Source organism: Vibrio inusitatus (genome assembly GCA_024346935.1).
Taxonomy (GTDB): Bacteria; Pseudomonadota; Gammaproteobacteria; order Enterobacterales; family Vibrionaceae; genus Vibrio; species Vibrio inusitatus.
On sequence record AP024878.1, the window covers coordinates 1,251,153 to 1,262,814 of the forward strand.

The window sequence follows — 11,662 nt, forward strand, 5'->3', positions numbered from 1 at the left end:
AAATTAGCGTTGATAGGTCGCCATCTTATTGCAATTCTGCGACCTATCTCACGACTCGCTCAGCGTGTTGAACGTCGAACTTACGTAAGTATCTAGGCAACATAGTTTCATTGCCTAAAATGCCACCTTGATGAACGTACAGCACGCTGATTTCTGGATTCTCATCCATCCACGGCAGTAGGCAATTCCACATGTAAGGATCATACAAAAGGTCAAATTCGACATGGGTAGCCTTCTCTAGTTTTTGCCAAATGCGGAATTCGCTTTCATACAACTTGCCAAAATGGTGTTTGTAATGGGTAGACAAGACGGTAGGAAAGTCCGTTGCGCCAAGTTCTTCCCACTGAGCCTGAAGATACTCTTCACCGCCAACGCAGGCGCATGTGAGCACTGGAATTTCATGTTGTTTCAGATGCTTATGTAGATAGAGTGCGGTAGTGCCTGTGCCAGAGGGAAGGGCAATAGCAAACTTTTGATTAGGGCGATAGCGCGTCCAGGTGAGCAATTCGCTGGCGAGCCCTTTAATGCCCTCCTCTGATAGATAAGAGCGGCCGCCTTCGGGTATGACTAAGCAGTTCGCCTCGGGTTGTCTTATCTGTTGAATGTATTGTGCAGGATGCATATCTTCTGAAAAGGCATTGTCACACTCAATGATGTGAGCACCCAACTCTAAAGCACCTCTATAGTTACCTTGGGGATTGTCTTTTAGCCACTGAGGAATACGTTGAACGTAGAATTCCAACTTCCACTTTTTGATTTTACATAGTGCGGCCAAAGAGTAGAGAGAGTTTGCTTGTATGGATCCGTAACCGATAAGGGTATCGATACCAGCATAGTTTCCTTGTAACAACTGCATGAATTTTCTCGCTTTATTGCCAGAAAAATGTTGATGTAGTTGATCATCGCGTTTTAAATAAAAACAATGGTCGCGAAAGATATGTTGTGTAACTGGACTAGTATCAAGTTTCATAGGTCTGCTTAGCGATCGTTATACGGCTAGTCGAATCAGAAAAAGTCGGTCATCTTAGTGTTATTTGACACTTAAACCAAGATGATTTGCTCACATAAATACGAATTTATATAAGGGTATGGAATGAGAAACGGACGCTTTTGGCGTTTTGCTAAAGTAGGGGCCGTAGGTTTTGTGATAGATGTTTTAGTGTTCTCGATATTAGTTTACGGGTTTGGCTTCCCTACCATGCTATCGCGAGTGCTTTCATTTATCGTCGCTGCCACCACTACTTGGCTCGGTAATCGCTTGTATACATTCAAGAGTACTTCAGCACGTTTTGGTCAATGGAAGCGTTTCTTTCTCGCGGCTTGCATCTCCATGTTGCCTAACCTTATTTTGTTCAAAGGCATATTACTTTTTCTCGGTGAAAGCCCATTCACTCATATTATTGCATTTGTCTGTGGAGTAGCCGCTGGCCTAGTGAGCAATTATTTGTTGAGTGCTAGGTGGGTATTTAGATAAAAAAGGGTCGCAAAATGCGACCCTAGAATCGATAGATTATGCTGGAATAGTTTGTACGTCTTGTACTTTGTCTTTCGTAGTGTCAGGTTTGCTTTCTGCACCATGCATCCATTTAACAAGGGTATTCGACATAAACAGTAAAATAATGCCCGAGATGGTTGCCGCTACTGCAATACCGCCAAAGATAGACATAGCACCATAATCACCCACGTGAGACCCAATAAAGCCTGCAACGTAGTTAGCAATTGCGTTAAAGCCAAACCATGCGCCCATTAACAATGATGCTAAACGAAGCGGAGCAAGTTTTGTCACCATAGACAAGCCGATTGGAGAGATACAAAGTTCACCTAAGGTGTGGAAGAAGAATGCGCCTACCAACCAGAACATCGAGGTCTTTACGGTCTCATCTCCACCTTGCTGTAATACGGCACCTACCATAAATAAGAAACCAACGGCTAGGAAGAACAGAGCTAGAGCGAATTTTACCGGGGAACTAGGCTCGCGCTTTCCAAGTTTCACCCATATCGCTGCCAAAAGTGGTGCGAGTAACATGATGAAGAATGGATTGAGAGATTGGAACCAAGCAGCAGGGACTTCAAAGCTACCTAACATGCGGTCTGTATATTGCTGAGTGTAGATGTTCATCAAGCCACCAGCTTGCTCAAAACCTGCCCAGAATACGATAACAAAAAGGCCCAACACCATGATTACTTTGAGGCGGTCAGTCTCTTGTTTAGTCAAAGGGGCTTTTTGGTTTTTGCTATTTTTTTGTTGTGCAAGTTTAGCCGCGGGTACAGTACCTATCTTACCAAGCCAAGAATGCCCAAGACTGATCTGAAGCACCACGCTCAGTATCATACCGATACCGGCAACAAGGAAACCTGCGTTCCAGCCGTAAGAGTTCGCAACACTACCTGCAACAACACCTGCGATAAGTGCACCAAGATTGATACCCATGTAGAAGATAGTAAATGCGCCATCACGACGGTTATCACCTTCTTCGTATAGGTCACCAACCATAGTTGAGATGTTTGGCTTGAATAGGCCATTACCTAAGATGAGTAGCGTAAGACCAAAATAGAATGTGGTATGGATATCCAGTCCAAATGCATGGTTAGGTAATGCCAGAGAAAACTGACCGAGTGCCATTAACACACCACCAATGAGAACAGATTTACGCTGTCCTAAGAAGTTATCTGCAATCCAGCCACCAATAAGAGGGGTAATGTAAACTAGGCCAGTATAGATACCATAAAGATCAAGCGCTTCTTTAGTACTCCAGCCGAGACCGCCATTAAGAGTGGTATCTGTAAGATAAAGAACAAGAATTGCACGCATTGCGTAATAAGAAAATCGTTCCCATAGCTCGGTGCTAAATAGGAGAAATAGACCGCGCGGATGGCCTAAAATGTTTTTTTGAATAGTCATTGTTGTGTCTGTATATAGTTGTTTTAGTATGAACGCGGTTAGGTATACAGGGATGAAGCTTTCACATCAATGACTGTAAATTGCATTAAATATGCACATTTACTGATTAAGTTATTGTTTTAGAGAGATTAATTTACGTAAATAGCACGCAAATCACGTGCTGGAAAGTAATTTTCCATTTTTGACGGTCAATATTCACTATTTTTGGGAAATAGCTGAAATATCATGGTGTTGCATTCATTTAGTGTGATTTTAGACAAACGAAAGGCCGGATTAACCGGCCTTTGATAGCTCTAACTTATACAGCATCAGCGCTGTGATTGGTTAAGCTTGTTCTTTAGCATGTTCAGAACGACAAACAGCGGCAGTGAATACCACGTCTGTTGAACTGTTTAGTGCAGTTTCTGCAGAATCTTGGATCACACCGATAATGAAGCCTACTGCTACAACTTGCATTGCAACTTCATTTGGAATACCGAATAGACTACATGCTAGAGGGATAAGCAGTAGTGAACCGCCCGCAACACCTGATGCACCACATGCAGAAACGGCAGCGATAAGGCTAAGCAGGATAGCAGATAGGATATCTACTTGAATGCCCAGCGTATGCACTGCTGCAAGCGTTAGCACTGTGATAGTGATCGCTGCGCCACCCATGTTGATGGTTGCACCTAGTGGGATTGATACCGAGTAAGTATCTTCGTCTAGTTTTAGCTTTTCACACAACGCCATGTTTACAGGAATGTTTGCCGCACTTGAACGGGTGAAGAAGGCTGTAACGCCACTTTCACGTAAACACTGAAGCACTAGTGGGTATGGGTTTTGCTTAGTCTTAACCCAAACGATGATTGGGTTAACCACTAGAGCGATAATTGCCATTGCACTTAATAGAACAAATAGTAGATTCGCGTAGCCCAAAAGTGCACTGAAGCCGGTAGTTGCAAATGTTGCAGCAACCAGACCGAAGATACCAAATGGCGCTAGACGGATAATAAAGCGAACAATTTGTGATACGCCGTGACTAAGGTCTTCAAAGACTGCTTTAGTCGTGTCAGAAGCATGGTGAAGCGCAAGGCCAAGACCAATACCCCAAGCAAGAATACCAATGTAGTTGGCATCCATTAGTGCATGAACTGGGTTGTCGACGATTTTAAAGAGAAGCGTGTGTAGAACCTCTGCAATTCCTTGACGAGGGGTCGCACCTGTCGCACTATCAACAAGAGTTAAGGTCGTTGGGAAAGCAAAGCTAAGCAGAACAGCGGTGATCGCAGCCAAAAAGGTACCAATTAAATACAGAATGACGATCGGACGCATGTAGGTATGTTGGTTTTTCTTTTGGTTGGCAATAGACGCTGCCACCAAGATAAATACCAATATAGGAGCAACAGCCTTTAAAGCACCAACAAACAGACTACCGAGCAGTCCTACGCTGGTGGCAGTAGAAGGAGAAGCAACAGCTAGAAGGGCGCCGGCAACGATACCGACTAAGATTTGCATGACAAGGTTGCCCTTGGCCATACGGGCGATGAATGTGTTTTGCATAATATATCCATATAACTGGGATGAGAAAGCCACTCCCAGATTTTTTATAAGTTATAAAACGTTGGCTTAAACGCTTTTGGGACTTGCTGACCTCTTGAGAGTAATTGTAATTAAAGGTCAGCAACACCTAGTATAAAACGATGAATCTCAATGTCTAGTGGATAATCGCTTGCATTGGTGGTTTTTTAGCTTTCTGTAATGCAGGTCGTTAACAATTTAGGTTTATTTGTAACATTTAGAGGGTGGGGCGGGATAAAAAGTAAGGTGTGGTGCGCAGAGTGATAGGTGCATAAGCTCCCAGGCGATTATTAAACGAAAAGCGATGAGACCGTTATTTGCGCTAACCGTCATTCTGATTTTCATTAGAATGACGGTTAGCAGCTGAGCACATTGTATATCGCATGCGGCTTAGCTTAGTGCGATGTTACTGCCTCAGCTTTAGGCTTTTTTACCATCAATTTAAACATTGCTGGCACAAAGTAGAATGAAATAAGCGTTGTCAGTGTTGTTCCTCCAGCGATAGCGACGGCAAATGGTGGCCAGAAACCGCCTCCTCCAATAATGAGTGGGGTAAAGCCCCCTACTGTAGTGATGGTGGTTGAGGTTATATGTCGAGTACAACTCATCACTGCTGTCAGTATTGCGTCTTTGTCACCGGCGCATGCTTCTGGGCTGGCTTTAAGCTCGGCTAATATAACAATAGCAGCGTTAATCGCCAAGCCGACGATGCCTAGCATGGCAATGATGACGGTAAAGCCAAACGGGTAGTTGAAGAGGAACACCGATAGTATTCCAAGGCCTGCCGCAAGCCCTGCAACAGCGAAGATAATGCCACTTAACCTAAACGAGTTAAACGAAATCACCACCACCAAGATCATCAAGGTGATCACCATCGATAGGTTTGCAATCAGACTATTAACGGATTCATCGCGCTCTGCCGATTCACCACCAAACTCCATCCGATACCCGGAGGGTAAAGAATAGCTTTCTAGAGATTTTTGAAATTCATTGAGTACGGTCTGTGGCAACACTCCAGACTCAAGATAACCTTCAATGGTATTCACTCGTTGCCCATCTCTTCTTGGGATTGCCCCTCGACTTGGCGTGAGTTTCAGTTCGGCAATGGTCGAGATGCTGATTCCGGTAGTGTACATCTCCGAGACAACCGGTAGTCTTAAATTACTCAAATGAGTAATGTTTTCTCTATTGGAATCTCCCACGCGCACACGTACTGGAATAGACTCGCTCGCTTCAATAATGCTTCCGCTCTCTCTACCCACTAGGGTAGCCTGCAAAAGATTGGCAAAATCACTTAACGCGAGGTTATTGAGCTTTGCAGTATCTTCATCAACATCAAGCCATACCTTAGGTGTGCCTGGCTGAAGTGTTTCTCTGGTGTGAGTAACATGATTGGTATTGGCAAGTATTAATCTGATATCTTCACCAATCATTTTAAGTCTATCTAGATTCTCACCGTAAATTCTCAGTTCTATCGGCGCTTTGAACGGAGGGCCTTGTTCTAGCTTACGCACCAAAATCTGAGCGTTAGGTACGCTTTGGCTAAGTTGACGTTGCAACTTCACAATAGCATTGTTCGCCGATTGGAACGTATCCATCTTCACCATCGCTTGCCCAAAGTAAGGTGCTTTGCTTTGTGAGGCTTGCAGGTTGTAATAAAAAGAAGGGAAGTTAGCTCCTAGTAGCCAGTTGACTTGTTCGACGCCCTCATACTCTCTAATAATGGCATCGACTTTCTTCGCAGCCTCTTCGGTAGCGTATATGCTTGCTTGAGGAGAGAGATACACTTGCACCTCAAACATATCCCTATCCGATGGTGGGAAGAACTGTTCAGTTAATTGTGACATGCTGAGGTAGCCACCAACGGGAACCGTAATGACTAAGGCAATGGCGATTAACGGACGGCGAATGGCAAATGCCACAGTTTTTGAAAAAGAGCGAGTTAGTGCAGGAAAGTGCACACCTGTTTGATACCAGCGATTAGACGATGTGTGACTCGGTAATATTTGAGCTGCGAAACCGGCAATAATAGTATGGGAAATAAGGTATGAACCCACTAGCGAGAACGAAACTGTTATCGCGATAGCGCCGACGAATTCACCACTCGCGCCGGGCATTAAGAAAATGGGAGCGAACGCCAATACTGTCGTTAGGGTGGAGCCTAATAAAGGTACCCATAGGTGCTCAATAGCCTTGAGTGCTGATTCGAGTTTTGCTTTACCCTGCAATCGGTAAGTCTGAATGGTATCTACCATAACCACTGCGTTATCAACCATTATGCCCAATGCCACGATCAGTCCTGTTACTGACATTTGATTGATCGGGATCCCAGTGAACTTCATCAATACTAACGTAAGCATAGAAGTAAGAGGGAGAGCGATAGCAACCATGATTGCGGCTCTAAAACCAAGGGTGAGCAGTAGCACTATCAAAATAATGCTAAAACCGAGTAGTAAACTGCCGCTTAATTCGGATAGTCGAGTTTCTGTATATCCTTGCTGATTGAAGAGGATATTGACCTTAATGTTGCTAGGCAGCTCTGCTTGATATTGTTCAATAAGGGCTTGCGCACGAGGGGTCCATTTGTCCACTCGCAGGTGAGATTGCATACGTGCGGCGACAATGACACCCGGCGCACCATCTATGACGGCAATTTGATCGGCAGGGGACTTTTGAGTGCGTTTTACCGTTGCAATATCACCAAGTCGTACTCTATGCCCTTGTTCATCAATAGAAATAGGGACTTGCCGAATACGTTCGAGGGAGTTGAGTTCGGACGCGATTTCTAGACCAAAACGTGAATTACCGTTTACCAGTTCGCCAGCAGAGTTCTTTGCATCTGCGCCATCAAGGCTATCAGCTATGCTAGCACTAGAACCGCCCATAGCGACCACGCTATTGGTATCAAGGCTTACCAATACCTCTTCTTGTGGCATGCCGTATTCGTCAACAAACTCTGTACCAGAGAGCGAGCGTAAACGGGAAGCTAGCTCTTTGGCATAACGACCTAAAGTCAGTAGGTCGCTTTCGCCTTCTCCGTCCCATGTCAATGAAGTGATTAGAGTAAATGCGTAGGTGTGGTCGCTATCAAGCTCTGGCGCTAAAGTGCCGTCTGGAAGAAAAGGAGTAACGTCAGAGAGCTTGTCGCGAGCTTTTGACCAGGTAGCATCAGGCTTAGTGATGTCGTCATTGAGCTCAATGTTAATAATAGAAACGCCAGGACGAGAAGTAGACGACAACAGTTTTACTTCACTGAGTTCGCGAAGTTTATTCTCTACTACTTCTGTCACTAGTGCTTCAACACGCTCTGCACTGGCACCTGGGAATGTGGTTGTGACATTGGCAAAGCGATTACTAATAATCGGGTCTTCTGCTCTTGGTGAGGTATTTAAAGCCGAAAAACCGCTGACCAGCAAAAATGTAGTCATTAATACAAGTAAACGGGTGTTGGATATGATATTTGCAATTTTCATATTCTATCCTTAGCCCTGTTTTGGGGAAACAACTTGGCCTGGTACGACTCGGTGAAGCCCATTTTCAACAATACGTTCGCCCTCAGAGATGGCCCCTGCTACGTAGGCTTGTTCATTATCCGCAAACAACACTTGAATACTTCGTCGTTCGACAATGTTGTCTTCAGTGAGTACAAAGACGTTCCAAACGCCGCGAATCCCATCCGTTAATGAGGTGTTAGGTACCCAGAATCCAGTTTCAGGGATATCTTCAGTGTAAGTAAGATAAGCAAGTTGCCCATCCAGTACTGGTGCACTATCAGGTAGAAGGTAGCGTAAGCCTATGCTGCGAGAATTAAGATCGACAGTCCCACCGGGGTTGATCAACTTCGCTTCATACTGATTCTTCCCAATACGAATTCTAGGATCTGATATTTGACTGACTTTTTGCAGTTGAATGGTAGGAATACCGATAAACGCTTCTTTGTCATTATCCGAGAGTAGGGTTAGCGTTGGTGAACCTGCATTCACAACATCACCGAGGGAAACATGGCGTCTGCTAACAGTGCCGGAGTACGGAGCTTTAATCGTTGACTTGGTTTGTTTCAGGTTGTTGGCTTGAATCACAGCGTTGAGTCTGACGGTATTGGCTTGTAATACGCCTTTTTGGCTGTTCAGAGCGTCAATTTCAGCTTCAGCACTAAATCCTTTTGATTTTAGTGATTGCTGGCGTTTGAGGTTTGCATCGACCAGTTTTAACTGTGCACGTATCTCATTTCGCTGTGCTTTTAGCTGTTTAGCATCCGTCTCTAATAACTGTGTATCTAGGGTAATGAGAGGAGTACCCTTGTCCACTTGATCTCCCACATCAACTAATATGTTGGACACCTTTCCTGCAAACTCAAATCCAAGACGTGCTTTTTGTCCTGCCTGAACGGTACCTACATATTCGCGCTTCACTTGGTATTGCTTGCTTTGCTTTAGAGTATAGGTTTGTACGGAAACGGTTTGTACGTACTCTTCTTGTTGGGCCTTTGAATCAAAACAGCCACTGAGTACTACTGATAATGACAATAGAGAAACGATTTTGACTTTTGATGTGTACCGCATGACAGGCATCCTTGATGCAACGTTGATCATTCTATTTAAACTCAATCAAACTAGACTGTCCAGTTTGATTAGGTTATATTTGTAAAAAATGTTAATTAGTTAAGGGGCGGCATGGTTAGCAGAACCGAACGTAAACGAGAGCAAATTCTTCAAGCCGCGGGCAAGCTGTTTGCAGAGCACGGCTATGGAGTGAGTATGGATGCGATATCTAAGGCGGCTAATGTTTCAAAGCAGACAGTGTATGCTCATTTCAAAACTAAAGACCTGCTATTTGAAACCTGTATACAGTCTAAGTGTGTGAGCAACCGAATTGACGAGAACGCGTTTAATACTGATGCGCCGCTGAGGAATGTGTTGCTTGAGTTTGGTATTCGCTTTCAAAACATGTTGCTGGATGAAGGCGTACAACAAACCTATCGCAATGCTATTAGCCAACTGGAGTTACACCCTGATCTTGCCGCGCTGTATCTTGAGTCTGGACCTAAAACCACTAATCGTATCTTGAGCGATTATTTATCTAGGAAAGTCGAGGCTGGAGAGTTGTCTCTGCAAGGCTCAGCAGAAGACGGGGCAATGCAACTGCTACTGTTATTCCATGGGAGATCTGTGTATTGGGCCAACCTAGGGGAGGACAGTGGCGAAACACCTGAGGAGCGTGCAGATTACATTGAAAGTTGTGTTGATCTGTTCTTAAAAGGAAATGGTCACCGAGTGTAAATTGTGTGATATCAGAAGAATAATTCGTATCGAAATTTCAAAGAGTTATGCAACAATTGAAGTCACGGTAGATTTTTTTGCAGATAAGGATATTTCATGACACTGCCTTCACTCAACTTGCTCGCGGCTTCAATACTCATCGCTAGCCAATTCTCAACTCAAGTGTTGGCAAATCCATTGCCTCAAGACGTTGTGCTAGCTTCTACGCAAGAGTTGGTACGCGCAAATGATGCAGAGGTAGCGACCCTTAATCCAATAAAAGCTGAAGGGCTCCCAGAGATGCACGTCGTTCGTGATCTTTTTGAGGGATTGGTGATTCAAGATGCTGAGGGTAATGTGATTCCAGGCGTTGCTGAGCGTTGGGACAATCAAAACAACCAGGAGTTTACTTTCTATCTTCGAAAGAACGCTAAGTGGTCTAACGGTGACCCTGTCACTGCGAATGATTTTGTATATAGCCTTCGCAAAGCGGTAGACCCTAATACGGCATCACCAAATGCATGGTATTTGAAGCTAACAGAAATGGTCAATGCTGAAGAGATTATTGAGGGTAAAAAATCTCCTGATACTCTCGGTGTACAGGCGATAGACGATCACACACTCAAGATCAGGCTATCTAAGCCGGTGCCATACTTTTTGGCGATGACGGGTCATACAGCAATGATGCCAATTCATAAAGCGAGTGTGCTGGCAAACCCTGACTCATGGGCTAGACCGGGGAATTTAGTATCAAATGGCGCCTTTATCTTAGATGGTTGGGTAGTGAATGAAAAAATCACTTTAAAGCGTAACCCTAACTACTGGGATAATCAGGATACACGTTTAGATAAAGTCACCTACATTCCATTTGAAAGCCAGATGGCGGCTTACAATCGATATCGTAGTGGAGAAGTAGATATTACGTCAGATGTACCAGCGCAAATGGCTAATAAACTTGCCAAGGAGCTACCAGATGCATACCAAGTATCACCGTTACTCTGTACTTATTACTATGCATTTAATACTGAGCGAGAAGCACTTAAAGACCCTAAAATAAGGCAAGCATTGTCGTACAGCATTATGCGTGATGTGGTAACCACAGGCATCACAAATAGTGGACATCTCCCCGCTTATACCTTCGCACATAAAGATGTCGCAGGCTTTAGCGCATCCTTGCCAGATTATGCAAATCTCACTCAGAAAGAGCGTGACGACAAAGCAAAAGCGCTAATGATAGAAGCAGGTTTTGATCAATCAAATCCACTCACGCTTAATCTTTTATATAACACTTCCGAGAGCCATAAGAGCATCGCGGTAGGTATTGCTTCTATGTGGAATAAGACGTTGGGCGTGAACGTCACGTTGGAGAATCAAGAGTGGAAGTCTTATCTTGATTCACGAAAGGCAGGAGAGTTTGATGTGCTGCGAGCCTCATGGTGCGGGGATTACAATGAAGCTTCCACCTTCTTAAGCTTATTTACCTCAGACAATGACAGAAACTTTGCCTTCTATGCGAATCCTGATTACGACGCGGTGTTGGATAAAGCACAAACAGAAACGGATCAAACGAAACGCAGTGCATTGTATGATGAAGCTGAATCTATTCTAGCAACTGACATGCCTATTGCTCCGATCTATTACTTTATGCAAGCTCGCTTGGTGCGACCGAATGTCGGCGGTGTGCCTAAACACAATGCTGAAGGGCGTATCTACTCTAAAGATATTTATATTAAGAAATTGTGAGTAAACGCATCGACAAACGAGATCTACCCACGAAGGTATGCCGCACTTGCGGCTTACCGTTCATTTGGCGAAAGAAATGGCAAAGATGTTGGGATGAGGTGCTGTATTGCTCGGAGCGGTGCCGTAGAAATAAGGTGAAGAATGAAAGTTCTAATTGAATCCATTTTTATATATGAATATAGGATGCCGTACTGAGTGG

General features: G+C 44.2%; 9 protein-coding genes. 4 read left to right on the forward strand and 5 right to left on the reverse strand.

Annotated features, from left to right (window positions below):
• Nucleotides 1-43: 43 nt before the first annotated feature.
• Complete coding sequence (locus OCU48_RS05800; RefSeq protein WP_141344437.1) at nucleotides 44-970, reverse strand: 1-aminocyclopropane-1-carboxylate deaminase/D-cysteine desulfhydrase; 927 nt, start codon at nucleotides 968-970, stop codon at nucleotides 44-46.
• Between the two features lie 123 nt (nucleotides 971-1,093).
• Between OCU48_RS05800 and OCU48_RS05805 the strand changes: the two genes are divergently transcribed.
• The gene (locus OCU48_RS05805; RefSeq protein WP_141344439.1) at nucleotides 1,094-1,474 is read left to right on the forward strand and encodes a GtrA family protein; all 381 of its coding nucleotides are present in this window, start codon (nucleotides 1,094-1,096) and stop codon (nucleotides 1,472-1,474) included.
• A gap of 36 nt (nucleotides 1,475-1,510) precedes the next feature.
• Here OCU48_RS05805 and OCU48_RS05810 read toward each other — a convergent pair whose 3' ends face one another.
• From OCU48_RS05810 to OCU48_RS05825, 4 genes are all read right to left on the reverse strand, one after another.
• Nucleotides 1,511-2,902 carry a peptide MFS transporter gene (locus tag OCU48_RS05810; RefSeq protein ID WP_141344441.1) on the reverse strand — a complete coding sequence of 464 codons (1,392 nt, stop codon included), beginning with the start codon at nucleotides 2,900-2,902 and terminating at the stop codon, nucleotides 1,511-1,513.
• A gap of 324 nt (nucleotides 2,903-3,226) precedes the next feature.
• A complete protein-coding gene (gene sstT / locus OCU48_RS05815) occupies nucleotides 3,227-4,444 on the reverse strand; it encodes a serine/threonine transporter SstT (RefSeq protein ID WP_337983903.1) in 1,218 nt (405 codons plus the stop codon).
• Between the two features lie 413 nt (nucleotides 4,445-4,857).
• A complete protein-coding gene (locus tag OCU48_RS05820) occupies nucleotides 4,858-7,935 on the reverse strand; it encodes an efflux RND transporter permease subunit (protein WP_141344445.1) in 3,078 nt (1,025 codons plus the stop codon).
• A 9-nt stretch (nucleotides 7,936-7,944) separates the two neighbouring features.
• Nucleotides 7,945-9,024 carry an efflux RND transporter periplasmic adaptor subunit gene (locus OCU48_RS05825; protein WP_141344447.1) on the reverse strand — a complete coding sequence of 360 codons (1,080 nt, stop codon included), beginning with the start codon at nucleotides 9,022-9,024 and terminating at the stop codon, nucleotides 7,945-7,947.
• Between the two features lie 111 nt (nucleotides 9,025-9,135).
• Here OCU48_RS05825 and OCU48_RS05830 point away from each other — a divergent pair, with 111 nt between their 5' ends.
• The 3 genes from OCU48_RS05830 (at nucleotide 9,136) to OCU48_RS05840 (ending at nucleotide 11,621) form a co-directional block, all read left to right on the forward strand.
• Nucleotides 9,136-9,741 (forward strand): TetR/AcrR family transcriptional regulator, encoded by a 606-nt coding sequence (locus OCU48_RS05830; protein WP_141344449.1) that lies wholly within the window; start codon nucleotides 9,136-9,138, stop codon nucleotides 9,739-9,741.
• Between the two features lie 96 nt (nucleotides 9,742-9,837).
• Entirely contained in the window at nucleotides 9,838-11,463 is a 1,626-nt protein-coding gene (locus tag OCU48_RS05835; protein ID WP_141344451.1) for a peptide ABC transporter substrate-binding protein, read from the forward strand.
• 8 nt (nucleotides 11,464-11,471) lie between these two features.
• Nucleotides 11,472-11,621: a DUF2256 domain-containing protein gene (locus tag OCU48_RS05840; RefSeq protein WP_141344576.1), complete on the forward strand. Its 150-nt coding sequence runs from the start codon at nucleotides 11,472-11,474 to the stop codon at nucleotides 11,619-11,621.
• The last annotated feature ends 41 nt before the right edge of the window (nucleotides 11,622-11,662 follow it).

Bases quoted from the DNA above. Each gene is read 5' to 3' on its own strand.
- OCU48_RS05800 (WP_141344437.1), bottom strand. From the start codon at position 970: ATGAAACTTGATACTAGTCCAGTTACACAACATATCTTTCGCGACCAT.
- OCU48_RS05805 (WP_141344439.1), top strand. From the start codon at position 1,094: ATGAGAAACGGACGCTTTTGGCGTTTTGCTAAAGTAGGGGCCGTAGGT.
- OCU48_RS05810 (WP_141344441.1), bottom strand. From the start codon at position 2,902: ATGACTATTCAAAAAAACATTTTAGGCCATCCGCGCGGTCTATTTCTC.
- sstT (WP_337983903.1), bottom strand. From the start codon at position 4,444: ATGCAAAACACATTCATCGCCCGTATGGCCAAGGGCAACCTTGTCATG.
- OCU48_RS05820 (WP_141344445.1), bottom strand. From the start codon at position 7,935: ATGAAAATTGCAAATATCATATCCAACACCCGTTTACTTGTATTAATG.
- OCU48_RS05825 (WP_141344447.1), bottom strand. From the start codon at position 9,024: ATGCGGTACACATCAAAAGTCAAAATCGTTTCTCTATTGTCATTATCA.
- OCU48_RS05830 (WP_141344449.1), top strand. From the start codon at position 9,136: ATGGTTAGCAGAACCGAACGTAAACGAGAGCAAATTCTTCAAGCCGCG.
- OCU48_RS05835 (WP_141344451.1), top strand. From the start codon at position 9,838: ATGACACTGCCTTCACTCAACTTGCTCGCGGCTTCAATACTCATCGCT.